The sequence below is a fragment of the Candidatus Nitrososphaera gargensis Ga9.2 genome, from assembly GCF_000303155.1.
GTDB classification, from domain to species: Archaea; Thermoproteota; Nitrososphaeria; order Nitrososphaerales; family Nitrososphaeraceae; genus Nitrososphaera; species Nitrososphaera gargensis.
On the sequence record NC_018719.1, the window covers coordinates 1,163,514 to 1,183,557 of the forward strand.

26 protein-coding genes, 1 tRNA gene and 1 pseudogene are annotated in these 20,044 nt (G+C 44.5%); 16 read left to right on the forward strand and 12 right to left on the reverse strand.

The window, feature by feature from the left end; all coding sequences use genetic code 11:
• Positions 1–75: 75 nt before the first annotated feature.
• The 4 genes from NGAR_RS06915 to NGAR_RS06935 form a co-directional block, all read right to left on the reverse strand.
• A complete protein-coding gene (locus tag NGAR_RS06915) occupies positions 76–315 on the reverse strand; it encodes a hypothetical protein (RefSeq protein WP_015018965.1) in 240 nt (79 codons plus the stop codon).
• A 431-nt stretch (positions 316–746) separates the two neighbouring features.
• Complete coding sequence (locus NGAR_RS06925) at positions 747–1,205, reverse strand: PQQ-dependent sugar dehydrogenase (RefSeq protein WP_015018966.1); 459 nt, start codon at positions 1,203–1,205, stop codon at positions 747–749.
• 27 nt (positions 1,206–1,232) lie between these two features.
• A complete protein-coding gene (locus NGAR_RS06930; RefSeq protein WP_015018967.1) occupies positions 1,233–1,451 on the reverse strand; it encodes a hypothetical protein in 219 nt (72 codons plus the stop codon).
• A 128-nt stretch (positions 1,452–1,579) separates the two neighbouring features.
• Positions 1,580–2,680: an ATP-grasp domain-containing protein gene (locus NGAR_RS06935; RefSeq protein WP_015018968.1), complete on the reverse strand. Its 1,101-nt coding sequence runs from the start codon at positions 2,678–2,680 to the stop codon at positions 1,580–1,582.
• Between the two features lie 164 nt (positions 2,681–2,844).
• On the opposite strand from NGAR_RS06935, the gene NGAR_RS06940 reads away from it, so the two are divergent.
• The 3 genes from NGAR_RS06940 (at position 2,845) to NGAR_RS06950 (ending at position 7,835) form a co-directional block, all read left to right on the forward strand.
• Positions 2,845–4,563 (forward strand): hypothetical protein, encoded by a 1,719-nt coding sequence (locus tag NGAR_RS06940; RefSeq protein ID WP_148681101.1) that lies wholly within the window; start codon positions 2,845–2,847, stop codon positions 4,561–4,563.
• 97 nt (positions 4,564–4,660) lie between these two features.
• Entirely contained in the window at positions 4,661–6,703 is a 2,043-nt protein-coding gene (locus NGAR_RS06945) for a glycosyltransferase (RefSeq protein ID WP_148681102.1), read from the forward strand.
• 169 nt (positions 6,704–6,872) lie between these two features.
• A complete protein-coding gene (locus NGAR_RS06950) occupies positions 6,873–7,835 on the forward strand; it encodes a hypothetical protein (protein ID WP_148681103.1) in 963 nt (320 codons plus the stop codon).
• A gap of 49 nt (positions 7,836–7,884) precedes the next feature.
• Here the strand turns inward: NGAR_RS06950 and NGAR_RS06955 are convergent, their stop codons facing one another.
• Complete coding sequence (locus NGAR_RS06955) at positions 7,885–9,087, reverse strand: hypothetical protein (RefSeq protein WP_015018972.1); 1,203 nt, start codon at positions 9,085–9,087, stop codon at positions 7,885–7,887.
• Positions 9,088–9,353: 266 nt separating this feature from the next.
• On the opposite strand from NGAR_RS06955, the gene NGAR_RS06960 reads away from it, so the two are divergent.
• Both NGAR_RS06960 and NGAR_RS06965 read left to right on the forward strand, forming a co-directional pair.
• Complete coding sequence (locus NGAR_RS06960) at positions 9,354–10,220, forward strand: YciE/YciF ferroxidase family protein (RefSeq protein ID WP_187147708.1); 867 nt, start codon at positions 9,354–9,356, stop codon at positions 10,218–10,220.
• A gap of 81 nt (positions 10,221–10,301) precedes the next feature.
• The gene (locus NGAR_RS06965) at positions 10,302–10,682 is read left to right on the forward strand and encodes a hypothetical protein (protein ID WP_015018974.1); all 381 of its coding nucleotides are present in this window, start codon (positions 10,302–10,304) and stop codon (positions 10,680–10,682) included.
• Positions 10,683–10,819: 137 nt separating this feature from the next.
• Here NGAR_RS06965 and NGAR_RS19320 read toward each other — a convergent pair whose 3' ends face one another.
• A complete protein-coding gene (locus NGAR_RS19320) occupies positions 10,820–10,981 on the reverse strand; it encodes a DUF892 family protein (RefSeq protein WP_148681771.1) in 162 nt (53 codons plus the stop codon).
• Positions 10,982–11,618: 637 nt separating this feature from the next.
• Here NGAR_RS19320 and NGAR_RS06975 point away from each other — a divergent pair.
• The 6 genes and pseudogenes from NGAR_RS06975 to NGAR_RS18760 all read left to right on the forward strand — a co-directional run bounded on the left by NGAR_RS06975 (position 11,619) and on the right by NGAR_RS18760 (position 14,972).
• The gene (locus NGAR_RS06975; RefSeq protein WP_148681105.1) at positions 11,619–11,882 is read left to right on the forward strand and encodes a TFIIB-type zinc ribbon-containing protein; all 264 of its coding nucleotides are present in this window, start codon (positions 11,619–11,621) and stop codon (positions 11,880–11,882) included.
• A gap of 57 nt (positions 11,883–11,939) precedes the next feature.
• The gene (locus NGAR_RS06980; protein WP_015018978.1) at positions 11,940–12,413 is read left to right on the forward strand and encodes a C2H2-type zinc finger protein; all 474 of its coding nucleotides are present in this window, start codon (positions 11,940–11,942) and stop codon (positions 12,411–12,413) included.
• Between the two features lie 110 nt (positions 12,414–12,523).
• Positions 12,524–13,257, forward strand: a pseudogene (locus NGAR_RS18395) (cysteine hydrolase family protein).
• A 166-nt stretch (positions 13,258–13,423) separates the two neighbouring features.
• Positions 13,424–13,606 (forward strand): DNA-3-methyladenine glycosylase, encoded by a 183-nt coding sequence (locus NGAR_RS06995; RefSeq protein WP_015018981.1) that lies wholly within the window; start codon positions 13,424–13,426, stop codon positions 13,604–13,606.
• A gap of 703 nt (positions 13,607–14,309) precedes the next feature.
• Positions 14,310–14,471 carry a hypothetical protein gene (locus NGAR_RS17380; RefSeq protein ID WP_187147709.1) on the forward strand — a complete coding sequence of 54 codons (162 nt, stop codon included), beginning with the start codon at positions 14,310–14,312 and terminating at the stop codon, positions 14,469–14,471.
• Positions 14,472–14,843: 372 nt separating this feature from the next.
• Entirely contained in the window at positions 14,844–14,972 is a 129-nt protein-coding gene (locus NGAR_RS18760; RefSeq protein WP_266190399.1) for a hypothetical protein, read from the forward strand.
• A gap of 118 nt (positions 14,973–15,090) precedes the next feature.
• On the opposite strand, the gene NGAR_RS07000 is transcribed toward NGAR_RS18760, so the two are convergent.
• Positions 15,091–15,465, reverse strand: a complete 375-nt coding sequence (locus NGAR_RS07000) for a hypothetical protein (RefSeq protein ID WP_015018983.1) — start codon at positions 15,463–15,465, stop codon at positions 15,091–15,093.
• 39 nt (positions 15,466–15,504) lie between these two features.
• Positions 15,505–15,801 carry a winged helix-turn-helix domain-containing protein gene (locus NGAR_RS07005; RefSeq protein WP_148681107.1) on the reverse strand — a complete coding sequence of 99 codons (297 nt, stop codon included), beginning with the start codon at positions 15,799–15,801 and terminating at the stop codon, positions 15,505–15,507.
• Positions 15,802–15,946: 145 nt separating this feature from the next.
• Between NGAR_RS07005 and NGAR_RS07010 the strand changes: the two genes are divergently transcribed.
• The 4 genes from NGAR_RS07010 to NGAR_RS07025 are packed head-to-tail and all read left to right on the forward strand — an operon-like array spanning position 15,947 to position 17,591.
• Entirely contained in the window at positions 15,947–16,354 is a 408-nt protein-coding gene (locus NGAR_RS07010) for a cupredoxin domain-containing protein (RefSeq protein WP_015018985.1), read from the forward strand.
• Positions 16,354–16,812 (forward strand): hypothetical protein, encoded by a 459-nt coding sequence (locus tag NGAR_RS07015; protein WP_015018986.1) that lies wholly within the window; start codon positions 16,354–16,356, stop codon positions 16,810–16,812. The genes NGAR_RS07010 and NGAR_RS07015 overlap by 1 nt, the downstream gene beginning before the upstream one ends.
• A 2-nt stretch (positions 16,813–16,814) precedes the next feature.
• Complete coding sequence (locus NGAR_RS07020; RefSeq protein ID WP_015018987.1) at positions 16,815–17,180, forward strand: hypothetical protein; 366 nt, start codon at positions 16,815–16,817, stop codon at positions 17,178–17,180.
• A 39-nt stretch (positions 17,181–17,219) separates the two neighbouring features.
• Positions 17,220–17,591: a hypothetical protein gene (locus NGAR_RS07025; protein ID WP_015018988.1), complete on the forward strand. Its 372-nt coding sequence runs from the start codon at positions 17,220–17,222 to the stop codon at positions 17,589–17,591.
• Between the two features lie 242 nt (positions 17,592–17,833).
• On the opposite strand, the gene NGAR_RS07030 is transcribed toward NGAR_RS07025, so the two are convergent.
• The 3 genes from NGAR_RS07030 to NGAR_RS07040 all read right to left on the reverse strand — a co-directional run bounded on the left by NGAR_RS07030 (position 17,834) and on the right by NGAR_RS07040 (position 18,666).
• Positions 17,834–17,908: transfer RNA gene (locus tag NGAR_RS07030), tRNA-Arg, on the reverse strand.
• A gap of 41 nt (positions 17,909–17,949) precedes the next feature.
• On the reverse strand, positions 17,950–18,432 hold the full coding sequence (locus tag NGAR_RS07035; RefSeq protein ID WP_015018989.1) for a hypothetical protein: 483 nt from the start codon (positions 18,430–18,432) through the stop codon (positions 17,950–17,952).
• Positions 18,433–18,453: 21 nt separating this feature from the next.
• Positions 18,454–18,666: a hypothetical protein gene (locus tag NGAR_RS07040; protein WP_148681109.1), complete on the reverse strand. Its 213-nt coding sequence runs from the start codon at positions 18,664–18,666 to the stop codon at positions 18,454–18,456.
• Positions 18,667–18,760: 94 nt separating this feature from the next.
• Between NGAR_RS07040 and NGAR_RS18765 the strand changes: the two genes are divergently transcribed.
• A complete protein-coding gene (locus NGAR_RS18765) occupies positions 18,761–18,889 on the forward strand; it encodes a hypothetical protein (RefSeq protein WP_266190400.1) in 129 nt (42 codons plus the stop codon).
• Between the two features lie 335 nt (positions 18,890–19,224).
• On the opposite strand, the gene NGAR_RS07045 is transcribed toward NGAR_RS18765, so the two are convergent.
• Positions 19,225–19,464 carry a hypothetical protein gene (locus NGAR_RS07045; RefSeq protein ID WP_148681110.1) on the reverse strand — a complete coding sequence of 80 codons (240 nt, stop codon included), beginning with the start codon at positions 19,462–19,464 and terminating at the stop codon, positions 19,225–19,227.
• Positions 19,465–20,044 lie beyond the last annotated feature (580 nt).

Consider the following 20,044-nt stretch of genomic DNA (forward strand, 5'->3'; position numbering starts at 1 on the left):
GACGGCACAGGGCAATTTTTATGCCCTATTCCTGCCATTTTTTATTTATTCAACTGTAGATGGTCATATCCAAGGCTACGGGGCTCCTTTTGGAACAACTCGATAAATCGACGCGTCATGTCTGTAATATGTAGTGAAATACAGATACCCGTCGGACGCTATGTCCATATCGATGATGCTAGAGTTGAACCCTTGGACAAATACTAGGGGCTTAAGCTCTTCTGGCGAATCTACTATCCTGTCTGAAAGCGTGCCATTTAGTGAAAGGCCGTCCCTGTTCTCATTTAGCTCAAAATGGTAAATGTTTCCTTGCATGTCAGCCGCAAAAATGTCATTTTCATATTGAGGCCCAAGTTTGTCAGAAGTCAGAAACTTGATGGCAGTAGGCGCTGTAGAGGTGGCCCAAGTAAATTCAGACTCGCTATACTTTCCATCCTGAACTCCAAAAAGAACTGGTTGAACATCTATCTATCATGCCTGTGGAAGGGCGACAGTACAAACAACTAACAAGGTCATTCTCAACATCAAATTGGCTTGTGCTATTATTATTGACTGTCGATATTCCAACTACATCTGCCCACCCACTATTAAATCCGGGTTCAACTAGATTAATTTCGTCTCCGTACGAGGGACCGTTTTCTATATCCTACAGTTTATTCGTTACCGGATCAAAATCCATGCCAAAACTGTTGCGGATTCTATAGGCGTAGAATTTGCTGATGGGCTCGTCTCTTCCAAGTATTCCTTCAGCAGGTTTGCCATCCTGTGTAAGGCGAAATACTGCGCTTGTTTCGCTGAGGGTTGAACTTTTTTTCATAATTTTGCAAGCGGGTCCGATGAGCAAGGTCTCCGACTACAAGGTACACATTACTGTCGGGCCCGATCAATATCTTCCCGCCATTGTGCAGTGCACTGCGTTCCGCCGGAATATCAAGCAACAATTTACCATTCTTTAAGTTGCCGTCCATAAGCTCGTATCGATACAATCTATTTCCAAGCGGAGGATCGCCGTTTTTTGCGTCGCTGCCGTCCTGCTTGGCCTCTATATAGTAAAGGAAAACAAAAGTTTTTGTTGTTTTCTGATTTGTCGCATTATTCTGCTTTGCAATTGCAATTCCTAGCATTCCTCTTTCGCGGAGATTTGCTACCTCTACATCCAAAACTGGCTCTTTGAGCAGGGTTCTATTTACAATCCTTCTCACCATGCCATCCTTTTTTCCAGTACGAGAATGTCACCAGCCCCTGAAAATTCTAAAGCCGTGGGATACTTTAAAGACTAGCTGGAGCTCCAAGTTGGGATCCTTGAGGCTTGCAGATGAAGGGATTATTGCTGCTGGTCGAGACTCCACTGTCACGTTTGTATTTGCCCGTGGCAGACCGATTATTGCTGTAACGACAAGGAGCAGGACACAGATGGCAATCGATAGAATCTTGGGAAACTCACCGTACATGTGTCTTGCATCAGAGAGAGTAACGTCATAATTTGCTTTTCACAGTTTCATCCAGGATAAATTGCTAGAAGATTTTTGTTTATTTGGCGTTGGGTCGCTTTGGCTCTTGCAACATTGCCGGAAACCATCTAAAAGTAATCAGGTATGAACGAGCCTCTCTCGCTATTTGATATCTCCTTATCCACTAGCACACGCGAATAAACGGAAAAGGGGACATAAACTTCATTCAGATACCTCAGGCAGACAAGCTTCTGGTAGCTATCAACCTTTATCTCTTCATCGCGCAGAAAGTTTCGGTAAATGATGTCCGGCTCATTTACCCCAGCAAAGGCACGCATGGCACATGTTGCAGACAAGCGCGGGTTTATTTCAAATACTACTGGCGTATCTCCTTCAAGCTTTGCCTGCACATTTATCGGGCCGGCGGCATTCAACTTCAAAGCAACCGCTTCTGCAGGTTTGCGTATGCCCGGGAAATCGTCAATAAGTGCCTTGTGCGTCTGCCCAGCTTTTAGTATCTTTTTTATGGATATGGAAGACATTACTCTTTTCCCAGTTTTGTCCACTGTGATGCCAGTTGTAAATTCATTGGCACCATCTATTCCGTCAAGATTATGTTTGATATCATGTCCCAAGTATCTCTGAATTATGGGGCGCCAGCCTGCAGCTTCGATCTCTGAGATGACCTGCTCCATCTGCATTCTATTGTGCACTATATTAAAGTGGACAGAGCCGTATCCTTCCCTTGGCTTTACGACAACAGGAAAACCAAATTCCCTTACGAATTGCTCGCTATCTGGGGGCAGAGCCGAGTCTGCAAAAGGGATGTTGTTTGCCTTGCAAAATTCGTATGTTTTCCATTTATCACGTGCAATAGATAGAATGTCACTTGGGCCTGACAGTACCTTAGCGCCTGATTCTCTTTCTATCTTTTCCCTTGCAGCTGCAAGCGTCAAAAGTTCGCCGTCGGATCCGACAAATATGGCAGAAATATTGTTATTCTTGCAAACGCCAATAATAAAGTCAATGTAATCCGGGGAGGTGGCAGGAGGAACCAACATGCCGGTATTGCAACGGTACAGTCCTGTAGCCAATGGATTCATGTCCGTGCCGAAAATATTGTATGTTACAGGACTGGTGGCAGCAGATTTATTTGATAACTTTAAAGCTTTGATTATGCCCTGACCTACGATGCCTCCTGCTGAAGTAACCAGCACATTGGCGATCATGGTCTGCGAAGGTATGCGCTCATTTTGCTTATTACAGTATCCCAATTTCAGCTGTCTTATGCAAGACTCTTATGTAGGAAGCTCCTGCAACAAGACTTGTTCAATTTCTATAGAGCGCGACAGTATCATCCTTATGAGTTATGTTTGTGCCCATATTCTACTAATTGAACGATCCTGAAGTTGAGTCGCAGCCCATTGCAAGTACTAACGAAGAATCACCGATGACTCGGCTGGCAAAATTTTATACCGTTTCCGATCCATTGATTTCTGGCTTTATTTCCTCGATACCGCTTAACTTTTCAGACATCATCAGGCTCTTAAAGCCATTTACAAATGTTGCAGCAGATCCATTTGTATTGGGCAATAGGATCAAGCTCAAGTCGTCCATTCGCAGATTCCATTCCGAAGCAGACACTCTTTCTTCGGTTGTAAGCAAGCACATTGATTTGCTGGGCGACCCCTTCACCCAGATTCTCGTTTCAATGCATCAGCCAAATCTTTTCCCGTATGGCGGCATCTATAAGAAGATTGTACTGCTTGAAACTCTAAAAAAGAAACTAGAGGAAGCTGATCCAAATGGCAAGATTATCAACCTCTTTATTGTCATAGATCACGAGTTTGTAGATGACAGGTGGATTTGCCACGCGCAGCTGCCTGATGTTCATCATCCATCCGGGATAATGCAGCTTACTTATCCCATCGTGAAGTCTCAAAAGCGCTGGCTTGTAAAAAACGTGGACAAACCATCATTGATGATGCTGGATCGCTGGAGGAAGCAAATAAGGTCATGGATACGAGAAACGCTGCTTGTACCAAAATCATCCCAAACGGGCACAACGTTACTGAATTTCAACAAGTCAAAGGTTCTCGATAACTTCGACCACTTTTGGGCCAAGGTCGAATCTGTGCGCCATAGAGCAAAATCATTGGCCGACTTCAACGCGTTTCTTTTGTCAGAAATGATCAACAAAGTATTCGGATATAGCACGCTGTTCGTAAGGGCGTCTGAGATATCTCCTGCCGTTGAAGACGGAATCAAGTATCTGGTTTCAAACTTTCATACTTATTCTGAGGTGTTGCAAGAGACTGAGAAGACATTGATCAACCACGGAATCAACACCCGGGTGAGCACCAATGTCTACAAAAGTGCCCCTGTTTGGCTTCACTGCAAATGCGGCAGCAAAGCTTCTGTACGCTTGACCAAAAGCGGCAGGCAGACTCTTTTGACTGGGATCTGCCTTGGTTGCAGGCAAGTTTTGAGACAAGATCTGGGCAATTCAGACGCGATTGATATTTCTGGAAGCGTCCAGAATCTCTCCCTGCGGGCAGTGCCCACTCCAATATTGCTTGCAAGAGATCTAGGGGTTGCATGTTTGGTCTCTGGAACAGGTGGCATGGGGTATGTAACAGACGCAGCAGTGATTAGCAAAATGCTTTCGGTTAGATTTCCTCTGATCGCCCTTTGGACCAGTGTAGATATTTACAATGGCATTGGGCAAAGCACTGCCTTAAGATATCTAGGCACGCAAGAACGCATTGATGTTCAGCCATTACTTGGTAAACTTGAACATGACAATGAGGTCTATGCAAGCAGGATCAAGGCATTGACCATTGAAAAAAGCCGCATGGTAAGAAATAACATACCCATCGACCAAATTCTCCAAGAAATATTTGCATTAAAGCAGGAGCAGCGAAAGCTGCGAAAGAGAATCGAATTGGTGCAGAGGACTAGCAACATCATGAATCTGTCTTCTTGCTTCATAGACTATGCAGTAAACTTTGGAATGGATAACATAGAGTCAGAATGGCGGAGCCATTTGCTGGAGAACGGCAATTTGGCGGCGCCGATCTACATGAACAATTCTGCTGATGTTACTTTGTGACAAGAGTCCCATAGAGCTGACAAATGTATGTACTGGTCATCTAGAATGATCTACGGCACTATTAAAATCCGTAGCGCTGCCTTTTAGATAGAAGCAGATGGGTAGTAGCGCAAGGGCCGTATTGTCGTACTTTGCATTGCGGTATTATCTTGCGGCAATATTTTTCTCGTTTATCTTTATTGGTGTCATTGACAGCATCACAACATTTGAAGAGTGGATTCTGCATACTGCTATGCAATTCTTGCGTAACGCTGTGCAATTGTACGCCACCACGATTGGAGATCCGGTTCCATTTGTTTTGCAGCCGCTGCAAACAGAATCCTTGCTTGATAGGGATGGCCTTCATGTTGAAACTGACACTGGGACGATCACGTTTGATCTGCCCATAATAGCGCAGATGCTATTTCTTGTGTTTTTCCCAACTATTGCATTTACTGCACGGATAGATATGAAAATGCGTTTGAGGTTGCTCGCATTTGGAATGATATGTTTCCTGCTCTTCATAGCCGTTCAGCTAGTCATAATCGCGTCATCGCTTTACATCGAGCCACTACAGTCGCCGTTCGCTTTTCGCATAACAAGCATAATTGTAACAATACTTACTGGAGGTCTTGCCATAGAGGTGGCGCTTTTCTCTACTGTTACCATACCCACTCCTACCAAAGTCAAGCCATTCATCAAGAGAAGATACTTCAGAGAATATGCAAACTTGGCGATAATACTTGTGTCCTCATCTGTCATACTTTACTTGCTTATCTACTTCCTTGGGCTAGACGCGTATTCTGGAGAACCTATGACGCTGGACTACATCTACCTCGGTTTCTGGCTAAATGTTCCGGTTGTCATAACTTTCAGCTACTTCATCGCGAACCTGATGTATGAAATAAAGAGGCCAGTTCACGCATACAAGGCACCAAAGAACGAGAAAGATACCCCCTGGCCTTCAGTTTCATTTCTCATATCTGCATATAATGAAGAAAGGCTGATTGGAAGATGCATAGAAAGCATTGATAGAGCTGCTGCAAAATACGCAGGCAAGGTCGACATCGTCGTTGTCAACGATGGTTCTAGGGATAACACAGAAAGGATAATTTCAGAATCTCTGCGAAAACTCAAATTCTGCAGCGGCGTGTTCTACACGATCCCCAATTCCGGCAAAGGATTTGCGCTGGCATACGGCCTGCAGAGGACATCCGGTGAAATTATTTTCAGGACAGATGCAGACTCGGCGCTAGACGAAAATGCTCTTGCTCCTATGTTATCCCATTTCAAGAACCCCGAAGTGGGATCGGTATCCTGCTGGATAATGCCGCTAGAAGGGAAGGGAGCATGGTTGAAGGCACAGAATGTTCTCTGTGCGTACTACTTTTACACAAAGAGGGCGCAAGAAATGGTGGATGGCATAATAACACAGCCCGGGCCTGCTTCGGCTTACAGGCGAGACATACTGATCAAGGCAGGAGGATGGGTAGACAATATTTTTGGAGAAGACGGCGAAATTACAAACAGGGTCGCTAGGCTAGGATACAGGGGCGTTTTTGAGGGCAACGCACTGATCTATTCAGAGCTTCCAGAAACGCTTGTCGGATTTATGCAACAGCGGGCAAGATGGAGCGTAGCCTTCTTCCATTCTCGCGGCAGAAACCTGAGGCTCGCTAGGGAGGTAGGAAATAGCCGCTGGCCTGTATTCCTTTGGAACCTGATGTCGCATGGCATCAGTCTGGGCCGGGGCTTGTTGTGGCCCTATATGGCTGTGTCAATCCTGATGGGAACTGTGGGCCTTTCTACCCCTGAATTGATAACATATGGAGTCATAATCACTAAACTCCTCGGAATTCAGGCGATAATTTACGCAGTGGCCATTATCCTGTATGCTTATAGATTAAATAAAGCTGGCAAAACCCGGTATATGTTGTACTTTCCACTTGTGCGATTCTTGGTCATAATACTCAACTTCATCGTAAAGCCACAGGCCTTGGAGGTCCTGCTTTCATGGTCAGTCCGATGGAAAGAGTATACAACCGAATCATTCAGAGACCTTAGAAAAGTCGTGCATACGAGTATTGATCCGTTATATCCTTCAGGCGAGCAGGTAGCTCATTCCAAGAAAGCTGACGATGCTACCGCCGCTGCCAGTTGATCCGATAGCGAAAAAGAAGAATGATATATCTGTCTCTTTTGTCACAAGTGTTCTGTTACTCCTTAATGTGACTTGATTACTATTGAATACGGCTGAAAACTGTTACTAAGCCAGATAGGAATACTGTATGAATCTTATAAATACCAAAATTTCCTGTACTATGATAACGATGCGAAGGGGTACCGCTGTAGCAATTATTGCTTCATCTATTGGTGCCATCATTATTATCGTTATGTTCATCAATCCTTCGATTTTCTTCCCTACCCCTCCTCAGGAGCAACCTAAGGGCAAGAAAGTGTCCACTCCACTATCGTTTGCAGTATTTACTTTTGTGAGCGATGAAGCATCGATGAATATCCTGAAGAAACACTATTCTTACAATAGCGACAGTAGCAGCAATTATGACTACGGTTTTAGCACCAACAGGGGGAATCCATACATCTTGCAATCAATTCGCGCTCTGCTTCCATCTGGTTCGCCGTCAGCTTGGTTATTTGATGAGTTCCCTGACAGGGAAAAGATGATAATCGTGCAGTCGCTGGATAACATGACAGATGCTATAGAGCTTGGAAACAAATTTGACAAAGTGAGCCACATCACCTATGACATTGAGAACTGGGAAAGAACAACGCGTCTTGAGAGGGAAAATCCAGTAACAGCAATAAGCAACGGATCCCATGTGGTGCATGAAGCAGGATTCAAATATGGCATAACGCCCGACGCGCCGTTTCTTCTAGATAACTATATGAAAATAAACTGGTCTGAAGTTGACTTTTTGGGCATGCAGCTTCAGAGATTTTCTGACAACATTACAGAATATTCCAATTATGCAAAAATGATAAGTGACCATGTGCGCTCGCAAAATCCTGAGACGGAGATCTTTGCCCAGCTGTCATTTAGATTTGCTAGTAGCAGCAATATGATAGAAGCCATTGAAAGAACAAAGGACTATGTTGATGGATACATTGTCGCGTACCTGCCGGATCCAGATAATGATGGTATATCTGATTCGTGCATCTCGACCTGCACTCCGGAGGATCTGGATGCAGTGCTCAAAGCCATTAACTCACTCAAATCAGAACGCCCTCCTCAGGAAAGAACATTTGTTAATGCCGGGACTATTACATCTTAGAAGAACGCATTGGGATAGCTAGCTAAAACTGTGTGCGTGCATGCATTAGTTAGTATTTTGGCATAAGCGATACTGAATTAGCTGGATTTGCTCCGCATTTAGAACATAGCAGCTTGGGCTTTGCAAATGCAATAAATGCATCTCTTCCATCCATAGGAATTATCCCATAATTGAATGATAGAAGCTCCCTGTCAGTAGGGTGATAATCGTGACTAATGGTTTCCTGAATTGTTGTATCTGATCTTTCCTGCGTGATACTGCCAAGAACTTCTGTCATTCTCTGGTCACTTATTTCAGGCCTTGTGTTTGCTTCTAGCGGCTCTCCTATCCATACATCGAAATAATCCAAAACGATCTTTTCGCCACATTCAATACATGTTTGGTTTTCGACAAATTCCTGGTAGATTCTTTTTACCTCGTCTTTATTTGGTAGCCGAAAGCTGTATTGTGTAGGAGGAACTCTGTGTTGAAAATATGGCCGGTAGCGCCCATAATCTTTGCTTCTCAGTCGCACTGCATCATCAATGCTTCTACCAGTTCCTCCACCGCTTTGTTCAAGCTCATTTTTGGCAAGGATGCTCTGAGCTATATCTTTGACTAAAGCAGCAGTCCTGTCTGTGTTGTTTTGGGTTAGTGGATTGATGATGGTTTTATCTGGCTGAGGAGTATTATTGTCTGGCGGCCGGGTTGTCCTAGGGGGCGACGGGTAAAATATTTCTGGAGAGGAAAGGTTTTGACCACCTACAATCTGCTGTAGTGCTATTGAAGCCATCCACCTCAAGTCTTCAAAATTGACTTTAAACTGATACCTTGCAGTGGATTCCTCTTCCCGTATTAGAACAAGGTACTCCAATGTAAGCATGAATTCTGCAAACGCAATATGCCTTACCAGATATTTTATCAGGCCCATCTCTAGGGCAAGCTGGCTGTATGTGTCAAAGAATTCCTTTGAAGTAAAAGAAAATGGTTCTAGAATTGCTGCTGATATATTTGCATCAGTCCGGTTTGACGACAGGCTTTTGCTGCTGTTCATGTATTCTTTTGCCAAGTAAAATAATACTATGATTGCAAATTGCGTTGCAAGTGGAGATTTTTCAATGAATGACCTTACTGTGTCTTTGTGGTTGACAATAGTAATGGTATCATCATCCTGTTTGACTGCTTTGCTAGCGGCATCTGCAGCTAATGATGGTCTGTTTGCTTCTTTCTCCTGAGTGCCGTTATCCGCCCTCTGGCTATCTAGATTTGCCAATCCAATATGAATTATGCTCCTTAATATAAGAAGAGTTTGGCTATGTCTAACAAGAACTGGATTTTTTATAAAGCTGCTTTGTAAGATCGTCACAAGATTCTGACTTTGGTATAGATCTAGGTGATGCGTTGCTTTATAATTTAGGATTGATTACAAGAAGAGGCACCTGCGGCCAATACTGCTTTATCATTGCAAATGTAGAGTCTCAATGATGAGGTATTCTACTACAATTGTTAAACGCTATTATGGCGTCAATGTTTAACAAAATGGTCAGCAAGGAAAAAAGGGTAGGAGGCAGCGAGTCTGAAATTCATGCTACAGGCAGAGCCAAGGAAGATGATTCCGCAACAGCTGATGCTGCCAGCATACGTCCATCGGAAGTTTTTGATTCTGCAAAATATAATGCAATGAGTGACATGGCTCAGGGTGCAAGCCTGCATGCCAAAAATGTAGAATCCCTGATAAAGACAAGGGAAGCGAAGACATTGGAATCAAGGCAGGTTGATAATGAATCAATAACGGCTGGCAGGAGCAATCCTGACAATATGCAGACTCAAATAACACCGATGATGGTAGAAGAAAGAGCCCGAACTATTCGTGCGGCAAACAAGGAAATTCAGCAGATGACATCAAACACCCACTCTAGAAATGACAAATTCGTTCTGTATCTGAATCTTATGCTTTCAATAGAAAACGCGGCAGTAGAAAGACTGCACGCAAGGATCCAACAGTCTCCCTTGGCCCAAATTAGGCAGCAACTTGTCCATCATCTGAAAGAGACGAGGGAGCAGAAAGAACGGCTTATTTCGTTGATCACAAGATTGGGCGGTCAGCCTACAGGCGAGCGGGCAGAGTTGCCCGGCTACTCTCCTCCAAAATTACTAGCTGATGCGCTTAATGCCTCCGCTACGGCCCCAGAGGAACAGGAGCTAAAGACGCTAGAGGCAGATGCGCTGATAGAACATGCAGAGATGATAGCCTACAATACACTAATTCAGATGGCGGTAAAGATGAATATCGGCGAAGCAATGGTACCATTGAGGCAAAGTCTTCAAGAGGAAGAAGAAATGGTTGCATGGACGAGAGCTAATCTGCCATCTAACTTTGCACAGCTATGGGCGAAAATAGCTTAAGTTTGTTTGTTTATAGCTGGTCCGCCCCGTCCAACCTGACGCTACTACTATCATTAAATAGCATCTTGAGCAGCAAAAAGCATGACTGCAAGCCAAGGAGAAGGGACATTCTTCCCACTCTTTACCATCATTTCCAACAATTTTAATAAAGACCTTTACATTGTAAAGCACATTTTTTCTGGTTTTGAAAAGTTAAATCATACAGAGAATGGCTTCAAGCTGAGCGAAAGGGCTGAGATGGCCGCAGGCTGGTGGTTCTATGATATCTACGTATCCCGGGATTTTGTCACCAAGATATTCCAACAACTCCTGCCAGAAGGCGTAAGGGATAAGAAATCGGCTACTATCAAAATAACTGACGCCTTTCAAGACCAGCTGCGCAAGCACGGCTCTGAAGCAAAGATAAAGATGCATGGAGACATTCCATTTGCAGCGACATGGTGGGCATGGCTCATGAGGTAAGTACGGTTGCACAATCCGTTCCTAGCAAGTGACAGAGTCAAGATTGTCATGTGATCCCAAAAGCGCGACAGCAAAAGTCAGGCTATTGCGCCTGCTTTCTCCTTGCTGATGCCTCTTACTGCAGCTTCTATCCTGGGTCACAGCTGGTCAAATGTCATAGGAGCGTTAGTTTCGATCCATTTTGCCATTGACTCTTCTTCTTTCCGGCTTTGGGTCAGAAGAGGGATCGCACTACTTAATCCCAATCTTTGACATAACTGGATGAGCGATCTATAGGACAGGATCTCTACATGCTCTATTCAATAGTCTTCCTTGGTTCTCATAAGCTCTAATTCTTCGCGCATTGGATTGGTGTCGCCCTCTCCAGTGATCGACTTGGCTACATTCGTGAGCGTCTTCTTTGCCATTGTTCCTGCAGGCAAAACCTCAATGCCGGCAGATCAGCTTTGGCGTCAGTTGTGCTGCCGCCTACATCAGAAATGATTTTCAAGAGCCCCTCTCTGTGCTGCCGGGTTTCTTTAAGATGGTGCTGTAGTTGCTGCTTGCCCTACTGCAACAGGCATTCTTAAACTCTCGATTCAAGCCTGTCAATTGCTGCATTTTCAGCAGAAAGCATTTCATTCAGATATTCTATCACTTTGTCATTACTTTCTGACGGAATACTAGTAGTAGATACGCATAACCATTGCAGACAAGGGTCTTAACAATTGACAAGATTAATTTTATTTCTTTATGCCATAAGATACACTGGTAACTTGGCGGGACATACACAGTATTTTATGAGGGATTTTGGTGCAATGTCCCTTTAAGTTACCAGCGTTGTATTTTTGATACGAGCTCGCAACTTCTGCAACACTGGGCATTTTTTTATATTCAAAATTAGCCTATGATTTGCAGCACTGTTTTTATCCTATGACAGTCTAGAATTTTTCGGCTATGAACTGTCCGAATTGCGCTTCGCCAATGCAAGAGGTTAGAAGGTATGATGCAGACATTGATTATTGCCCTACATGCAAAGGCGTATGGCTTGACAGGGGCGAAATTGACAAGATAGCAACCATGCAAACAAGGTATGACGAAGAGCATTATCGCCGCTACCATACAGACAGAGATTATGACGAGTATGATGACGACTATTACAATTATCGAGGGCACAGAAGGCGAAGAGGCTTCTTTGGCGACCTGTTTGATTTTGATTAGAAGCAATTTTCATGCCGTTGCTGGAATTGCTAAATAGTTTTTCTACTCATCATACACGTGGAAAAAGAACCCGCCAGCTGGACAGACCTTATCCACGAATCAGTCTATGCAAGCGATGATGCTGACATTGGTGATATCGAAGCAATTAACCGCTACTTCTTGGTCGTAAAGAGCGGGCTTTTGAATGTCCGCCGCTATTATATCCCTGTGACAAGGGTTGAAGGCTGGGATGGAAAGGTGGTCTGGCTCAAAGTCCCCGAAGCGCATGTAAAGAGCAGGTATCGGAAGGACGACGCTCCTGATCCATACTACTACCACTATAGCGGCGCGCCACCCGCAGACGAAGACGCCGTGCGCGACCTTCTCATCGACCTTCCAAAGATTCCGGCAAAATATGAAGAAGACCGGCCATTTCTAGTAGCTGCAGCGTCTCCTAAGACTCCAGAACCGCTGCATGTTTTTCGCTGCGACCTTTGCAACATTACGTTTAGGACAGAAGACGAGTTAAGCAGCCACATACTGGGTCATTAGCGTAAAAACAATTCTACTCAATGCTCAAAGGCAATTGCACAGCAGCATGTGTGCCGATCAATGAAAGAGACAATAACCGATAATAGCAATGTTTTGAGTAAAGAAAGAATATGTTTGCTATACCGACTCTCACTCATACTCTCCGGCCTGCTCTGATTGTAATCGACGTGCAAAACGGCTTTGTCAGCAAGGGTGGCTCGTACGACAGGCTGAGAATGGACACTTCAAACTACAGATCCGCAGTTCGAAAGATGCAAGAACTTGTCAACCTGTGCAGGGAGATAGGGATTCCAATCTTTTACACAGAAGCTGTCCGCGAACCGAGCGGAATAGATCTGTTAACAAGGGTGCACAGGATCCTGCCAAAATCCCGGGAAAAGAGGATAAGGAAAGTGCCGATTTGTGTCCGCGGCACATGGGACGCACAAGTCATCGATGAGCTCAAGCCCACAGATGATGACCACATAATCATAAAAAAAGAGATTCTGCCTTCCAAGATACGGAAACAAATGTATGGCTCAAGGCTCTTGGCGTAAACACACTCGTATTCTGCGGAGTTGACACGTCAATATGCGTAGAAACGCTCCTTAGAGATGCATTTAATCAAGGATATGATATAATTTTGGTATCTGATGCTACTGAGTCTGGCAGCAATGAGAGCTACGATATGACTCCTCAAAGAATAAGAGACTATTATGGCGTGGTGATGGACTTTGAGCGAATTGCGAATTGGTTCCGCTGGGCACAGCAGAACAACAGACAGATGCCCAAAGATAGGGTTGACACCTTCATTCAGACGTTTAATCTGCTTGATCCTAGGGAAAGCATTGCACGAATTGCATAAATCTGTTAATGCATCTGAATATAATTGGCAGACTATAACTTGAAAAGCATAGGTTCACATCATAAGATAATATTGTGAATTTGTATACAACCATTATATTATGAATCGGCTTTTGACACAATGATTCACACGTTTCAAATAGTAGACGCAAGAGTCTTTTCCATCCATGCCAAGCGAGCCAGTAGTTGACTGGGACAGCATAATCCACAAAAATATAAGATCCTCTGACGGGCAACCTGCCGGAAATGTCGTGGCAATAGAAGGCGATACGATTTTGATCGAATCGCAAGGAGATCCGGTTCATGGCGCAATACCAAAATCCCTTGTGGCCCGATTTAATGGAGCATAAGTCACAAACGTCGGCGCAAGGAAGCCCACGTTCTTTAGACGTGGGAGGAATTGCGCATTTAAATATGAGTTTTGATAACAGGCACCTATTGATAGACTCGCCTAAGCCTCTGCAGGAAAGACTTGGTGTGAGAGCATCTGCAACTTAACCTTGGTGACAGGGGGAGATGCATCGCGCATAAGCTCCGTGTTGCAGACGGCTGCACCCGCGTACTACGAGTGAATTGCCGGGTAGGATTTGCGATCCGATGTCAACCAGCCTATTGTCCTCCGTGAAACCGTCTGGGAAACTGGCGGCATGTGTCTGCAGCATTAAGTTTGGAAGGATAAGCCCACAAGCTTTAGCCATTGGGTAGTTGACTCTCAAAAACCCATTGCAGAATTGGGCGAATACTTGAGGCGCTAGCAAATTCCGCTGTGAGCAGTAGGATATCAAAAAGGTTAGGATCACCATGTGTCTAATTGGGCTGCAGTTTTGCCAGCAACAGCCTACCAAAGGGTCCTCGACGACATGGTGATCCCTGATGGACAAGGCCAATCATTGGTCTTGCTAGACGTTGCTGAGACGGTAGTTGTGTAGTATGATAGTTGATGTTAAAGATGTTAAGAATGTCGGTTGCTGATTGCTCAAAAGGGTTCTTGAAATTTAAGAGGGGGATTGTATCTACTTTTAACTTATTATTATCATCAAGGAATTTTTACAAATGGGATTCCTAGACAGGTTCAAGAAGAGAAAGGCAGAAACGGCAAGCACGGCAACAACACAAGAAGCAAAATCGCAACAGCAATCACCATCATCATCAACAACAACGGCTGGAAAGCGGATCAAAAAGTACACATCTGATGGCAAGCCTATTTATGATTAATAGCACCTAGCCCAATTTCCCTTTATTTTGATGCAAACTCTCTCATCACGGATCCTTTGCTTTCTGTTCGTCACTTGCTGTTCAAAAATGTTTCAGATCGATGTTCAGATCAAAGAAATTAAAAACTATTGCATCTATTTCCATTCAATTTTGCAATCAAAGCAGTAACAAGCTGTTTGTGATTTCACTACACAAGGTTTATAGCTGCTGCAGGTCTTGCGATCAGGAGTCGGTCGATATTATTGTTATGAGTAATAATGATGTTCAACAACAGCAGCAAATTCTAAAGGATGGGATTGAAGATGAAATCTGTGACAAGTGTCGAAAAGAAAAGGCCGAGCTCTTTCAGTTAACAGGCGAGTATTGTTTGAAATGCTGGCAGATTATGACTCACCCGGAAATCTAGATGCAGCATTCAATGCCTCAATTATTCACAGAACTTTAAAGGGACATGGTGCAATTAACGTTGCCTTTAACCCGATAACAATAACAACTATATGAGATAAAGCGGGCCCAGAGGTACCCGAACCCGGATGGGTTCGAGCCACAAGTTGATTGATAAATTCAAAGATATCCAAAGGCAATCCGTAAACAACTCTTTCTTGTCAGTACTCTGGCATTAATTGGGACTACTCTTTCCTTCATCGCTTTTCTCAAAATCAAGAAGGTCTTCAAGCTCTTTCTGCCTTTCCTTGTACAGCCGGAATTTTCGTAACCACTTTGAAAAGACCATCCACTGTCTGATGCCGACGGCTAGCCATGCTACAAAACCCACGCCTCCTATGATTACGATGTATCTGCCGACACCGGCAGTTGTTTGTGACAGAAAGCCAATGTACGCTATTATCGGCACGATGATGACGAAAGAGATAACCATTATGATTATTATCTTCCTGTTAAAATCCAGCTGCCGAATGACATTGTCTATCATCTCGGGCAAGTTCTCGGGTTCTGTCCCCTTCTTGCTTCTACCGCCATCGGTCATGTCACTCATTAATCGATCCTCCGCTTCTTTTAACCGTGTTACCTGCTTTCATTTCTTGTCTTCACTCCTTGGAAACAGGAGTTCATATGGTTCGAATATTTTCTTTGCAATCTCTCTCCCCTTTTCTGAAACCTTGTACTTGATTATCCTGTTCTGCTCTCCCCACGGCTCTTCAAACCTGATTATCAGCCCCTTTTCCACCAGCTCATCGATTATGGGCTTGTGTTGGACATTGTTCAGGCGGCAGGAGCTCATGAGCTGGCTCTGGTTGAGCTCTCCGCGCTGGCTTAGTTGCAATATGATGTCCATTCTCATGTAAATTCTATCTCTGTGTGCGTGTACCAATTTGACTCAATTGCCGGAGGCATTTTGATGCATGGCTAACACAGCCCTTTATTTGTTCATACCCACAGTCTATTAAGTATGCACGTAACTAAACTACGTAGGATGGGTAAACAAGGGTTAAAACAAAAATTAGATTACTCTTGCCATGGTCAAGAAAAATGTCGTAGTGATTGCATCAGTTGTGATAGCTGGTGCTATCGTGGCTACGTACGTTCTATCAGGCAGCATGAATATGGGGGTTGAAGGGTCTGGAAATAGGCAAGAGCCTGTTACCCCAATCCCCGAAAATTCAACAGTAGTGAAAATAGTCGCCAACGCCGGAAGCAACTCGTTCAGCCCGAATCCTGCAGAGGTCAAGGTCGGCGAGACCGTAACGTGGGTAAACGATGACTCTGGTGGACATACTGTAACTTCAAAGGATGGCGTTTTTGATTCCGGCATGATAGGAAAGGGACAGTCATTTAGCTTCACCTTTGACAAAGCAGGCGAATACCAGTACTTTTGCGAGCCCCATCCAAACATGGTAGGCACTGTGGTGGTGACAGAAAGCTAATGCAGAGTGCAACTAAATCCCGCCCGCGTGGAGCAACAATAGCTGCAACTGTCAGCATAATCGGTGGAATTGCCGGGCTTTTTTTCGGAATTGGGTTTATTGCCCAAGATGCCTTATTGCATCCGCTTATAGAATCTGCCATTGGTGATCTTCCAAGACAAAATCTATCAGCCGATCAAGCTTCAACACCGGGATTCGGCATTGCACTTGGAACAGCATTTCTTCCTCTAGCTATCGTCTCATTTATTGCAGCCTCCGGGCTACTGAAAGGCCGGCGATGGGCTTGGACTGCCACTCTGGTCTTGTCAATCGCCAGCATGGCGTGGTACGCATTTACTGTTGCTCTCATCCCCAGTAATGGCGGCAGGATGCTCGGCGTTATCATAGGCGCAGTAACCATCTACTTCCTATACAGACCACATGTCAAAGCGTACCTTGGCAAAGGATTGAGGTCATAGACATGTCGTCAGATCCAAGACTTGTAATTGCTAATGTGCTAGCCGGAGCGGCCTTAGCTTTGGTCACAGTTTATGTGATAGCGGGCATGCAGACAATGCTGCCAGCAAATGTGGTCGGCATAAGCACTCTTGTGATGTCCGTGGGAGCATTTGTCCTGTCGCTGAAAAAACGGTCATACTCTGTGTCAGTAATGCTGTCCGCAAATGGCATAATTCATGCAGTATCTGCTGCGATAGTATTGGGAGATAGCGCCGGCGCGTCTTCGGGGATCATAATTGCATTCATCTTTGGGCTTGGGACAATAGGACTTGGCGTGGCAAAGGGAATAGAAACTACAAGGATAGCAGCGACAGCCGTCTCCAGATGAGCATCAAACAAGTGTGCACGGCAGGAAAAATGAAATCTAATGACAAATTCTAGGTTTGTGTTGGCCGTTTGGCTAGCCTCGACTGCACTTGTCTTGTTTCTTGTTGTTATCGCTTTGGGCGGCGCGCTGCAGGCAGGGCTTGCGCCGTGGCCCGGCATCGGTCTCGTCGTGCTGGCGACTGCGGCATTCGTTGCATCGCGGAATCAAAGGTCGTTTCTGGTGGCCGGATTGCTTGTTGCAAGTGGCATGGTAGGATTAGTATACGGGCTGATAGTTACAGGGTTCTTCTCCGTCATCGTATTCCCCGGTCCGATTATAGGGGTAATAATAGGGGTTGGGATAATTGGGCTTGGAGCGGCAAAAGGGATAGAAGCTGCGCGTATAGGGAGCAAAACGGCGACTGTCTCTTGATAGTTAATTACTCCCGGTCTAGCTGCTTGCGTGACGCAATGAAGCCGGATTGACGAATCATGACTCTACCGCGCCGATCCCGTTTTCGCGCGCTTTTGTTCGGAATTCTGACCGGGACAAAACCACCATATACTCGAACCCTCAGAATCAAAATTCCACAAGGAAAGTCATGATTATTGCAGTGGGGACAACGAAAAGCAGATAAAGCGAGGTGAAAATAGTTTGAAAATCGTTAAAAAACGCGGGCCCAGAGGGACTCGAACCCTCGACCAACTGCTCCGCAGGCAGCCATTCTATCCAAGCTGAACTATGGGCCCAGCATAACGACATTTTACAGACCTTAATTAAAACGTAGGCACTAGCCGGCGGCCCTTATTGCGGCGTCGTATTCGGCACTACTGACAAGCGACTGTGATGCCAGCTCCCCTGCTTTTTCTCTCTCACTATCATCGCCGCTGATCAAGTAGTTGTAAAAGTGCTGATTGCTCTGCATTTCCAGCTCAATCGCCTTGATGAGGTGGCTTTTTGCCGTCTTGTATTTGTCTGGTGTATCCAGCCCCTCTGCCCTATCAATCAGCTGTTGGTACCGCAACTTGTACTGCTCAAATGTGGAAGTTATCGTGCTGTTATTGTCCTGCGGATTTTCCATCCACTTTTCCTCTACTTTTTGGTATTCCTGCGTCAGAGCTATTGTGTCAAACGCTATCTGGTCAATCGATCTCCTAAACTCATTGTTCCTAGCAGCCTCTACCTGCAAAGCAACCATGAACGCGACCAGCGCCCCAATGACCGCGATGCCGCCGATGGTGATTATGCGGCTTGTCCTCTTTTTTCTCCCCATCTATATATGCTGCAAGCGATATCACAAAAAGAATAAAATAAATGCTTTCACTGCATCGTCTTTGCAAGCGACTTCTTGCCAGCCTTGCCGTTTGGCGTGGCTATCATTTTGACAAGTCCCTATCGCTTCCTTGCCAGTGATGTAGTCAACCGTGTGCCGGCTGCAGAACACGACTGCGGTCTCGTCCTCGTCCCACTGCATCATGCATCCGCAGGGCAGACCCGTGTATGCCATCTGACATGCTTGCGGGCTATTTGATTTAATAGTTATAAAAGCATCTTCTAGCATATTGTATAACCTTAATGAATGATACTTGCCAACTCTGCCCATGAAGACAAAGAAAAACAAGCATGCAAACAAAAAGTCTGAAAGGCAGAAAATCCGCATGAAGAGGCGATTCCGGCCGGACATACCACCAAACAAGCCCCTGCACAAGAGGGCCTCAAGGACCGAATAATTAGATAGAGCTGAACATTAAATATCCGGCACCGGTAACTTGGCGGGAGATGAGCATAATTTTGCGCAGTAAATCCGGGTGATCTCCACTTAAGTTACCAGAACCAAATATCCCACCTCGTTCTCACTACATGCTTTCGTGACATTTAGCACGCGCACTGCTGAAAAGCAAGAATTAAATTTTTATAAACTATCTGCCACCATATTTGGTAGTAAACCCTCACCAACATTAGCTTGCCCGAATAAAGAAAAAAGGGGCAGAGGGTTCGCATCTTTGTGTGTCGTGCTTGTTGTCTGCTTAATTATGCTTAATTACAGTGTCCAAGTTGCAGATATCTAGGATCCAGCGTTGGCTTGAGCTTCTGCCGCCTGTTCTGACTGTAGTTCTATTGTCTGTGTTATGTTTCCGGTGTCACCGACTAATACTGCGGTGTTGATTGCAGTCTGAACTGAAGTCTGGACTGTCACAGCCGTGGAAGTGTTCACAGTAACATCGGGTTGGGCGAATGCTGCTGGAGCGACTACACCCAACAGAGATACTGCTGTCATTAAAGTTGCTGTTTTTGTGGCTATCATCTCGCGTACAAAGATTTTTCTTGTCTAAAAAGAATCCCTTAGCGAAGACAATATATTCTATGAATTCTTGCAGCGATAATGGTATTATATAAGATGATGGGGTTTGTGTATTGTTGTTTCAAAATTTGATTGCGATTTTGTATAATCAAATTGCATTGTGATGATTTATTCGGTACCAAATAATATTGACAGATAGTCAGTCACATTCCAGTTTTAATCCTACATTCGGTCATGGATTTTGCGCTATTGATTTTTGTCCATTCGTTCCAAAAGCAGCTTGTATTCCAAGCTCGTGCATTTCCTGATTTACCACAAAAACATTATGAAAAGTATCTTTAACAACACTTTATTCTTTTGCGCGATAACATTCCTACTTTTAACATGGACACCAAATTTCTTCTTGATCATTCATTTAAAATGTACTTTCAATATTGCTGCGCTGGCAGATAGTATTTCATAAAATCTCTCTATGAAGCATGAAATAGTATATATCTTGCTCCAAATATCAAAACAATAGGCATATCTTCTCGTAAATAGTCTTTGATAAGTAGCTCCATAACTTTATGAACATCCTACACGC

Excerpts from the sequence above, each read along its gene's own strand:
- NGAR_RS06995 (WP_015018981.1), top strand. The coding sequence starts at position 13,424 with ATGCCAAGCGAGCCAGTAGTTGACTGGGACAGCATAATCCACAAAAAT.
- NGAR_RS07035 (WP_015018989.1), bottom strand. The coding sequence starts at position 18,432 with ATGGGGAGAAAAAAGAGGACAAGCCGCATAATCACCATCGGCGGCATC.
- NGAR_RS17380 (WP_187147709.1), top strand. The coding sequence starts at position 14,310 with ATGGGATTCCTAGACAGGTTCAAGAAGAGAAAGGCAGAAACGGCAAGC.
- NGAR_RS07015 (WP_015018986.1), top strand. The coding sequence starts at position 16,354 with ATGCAGAGTGCAACTAAATCCCGCCCGCGTGGAGCAACAATAGCTGCA.
- NGAR_RS06965 (WP_015018974.1), top strand. The coding sequence starts at position 10,302 with ATGACTGCAAGCCAAGGAGAAGGGACATTCTTCCCACTCTTTACCATC.
- NGAR_RS18765 (WP_266190400.1), top strand. The coding sequence starts at position 18,761 with ATGAAGACAAAGAAAAACAAGCATGCAAACAAAAAGTCTGAAAGGCAG.
- NGAR_RS07020 (WP_015018987.1), top strand. The coding sequence starts at position 16,815 with ATGTCGTCAGATCCAAGACTTGTAATTGCTAATGTGCTAGCCGGAGCG.
- NGAR_RS07040 (WP_148681109.1), bottom strand. The coding sequence starts at position 18,666 with ATGGCATACACGGGTCTGCCCTGCGGATGCATGATGCAGTGGGACGAG.
- NGAR_RS06935 (WP_015018968.1), bottom strand. The coding sequence starts at position 2,680 with ATGATCGCCAATGTGCTGGTTACTTCAGCAGGAGGCATCGTAGGTCAG.
- NGAR_RS06925 (WP_015018966.1), bottom strand. The coding sequence starts at position 1,205 with ATGGTGAGAAGGATTGTAAATAGAACCCTGCTCAAAGAGCCAGTTTTG.
- NGAR_RS07045 (WP_148681110.1), bottom strand. The coding sequence starts at position 19,464 with ATGATAGCCACAAAAACAGCAACTTTAATGACAGCAGTATCTCTGTTG.
- NGAR_RS07000 (WP_015018983.1), bottom strand. The coding sequence starts at position 15,465 with ATGAGTGACATGACCGATGGCGGTAGAAGCAAGAAGGGGACAGAACCC.
- NGAR_RS06950 (WP_148681103.1), top strand. The coding sequence starts at position 6,873 with ATGCGAAGGGGTACCGCTGTAGCAATTATTGCTTCATCTATTGGTGCC.
- NGAR_RS06945 (WP_148681102.1), top strand. The coding sequence starts at position 4,661 with ATGGGTAGTAGCGCAAGGGCCGTATTGTCGTACTTTGCATTGCGGTAT.
- NGAR_RS07010 (WP_015018985.1), top strand. The coding sequence starts at position 15,947 with ATGGTCAAGAAAAATGTCGTAGTGATTGCATCAGTTGTGATAGCTGGT.
- NGAR_RS06915 (WP_015018965.1), bottom strand. The coding sequence starts at position 315 with ATGCAAGGAAACATTTACCATTTTGAGCTAAATGAGAACAGGGACGGC.
- NGAR_RS07025 (WP_015018988.1), top strand. The coding sequence starts at position 17,220 with ATGACAAATTCTAGGTTTGTGTTGGCCGTTTGGCTAGCCTCGACTGCA.
- NGAR_RS06975 (WP_148681105.1), top strand. The coding sequence starts at position 11,619 with ATGAACTGTCCGAATTGCGCTTCGCCAATGCAAGAGGTTAGAAGGTAT.
- NGAR_RS06960 (WP_187147708.1), top strand. The coding sequence starts at position 9,354 with ATGGTCAGCAAGGAAAAAAGGGTAGGAGGCAGCGAGTCTGAAATTCAT.
- NGAR_RS18760 (WP_266190399.1), top strand. The coding sequence starts at position 14,844 with ATGCTGGCAGATTATGACTCACCCGGAAATCTAGATGCAGCATTCAAT.
- NGAR_RS06930 (WP_015018967.1), bottom strand. The coding sequence starts at position 1,451 with ATGTACGGTGAGTTTCCCAAGATTCTATCGATTGCCATCTGTGTCCTG.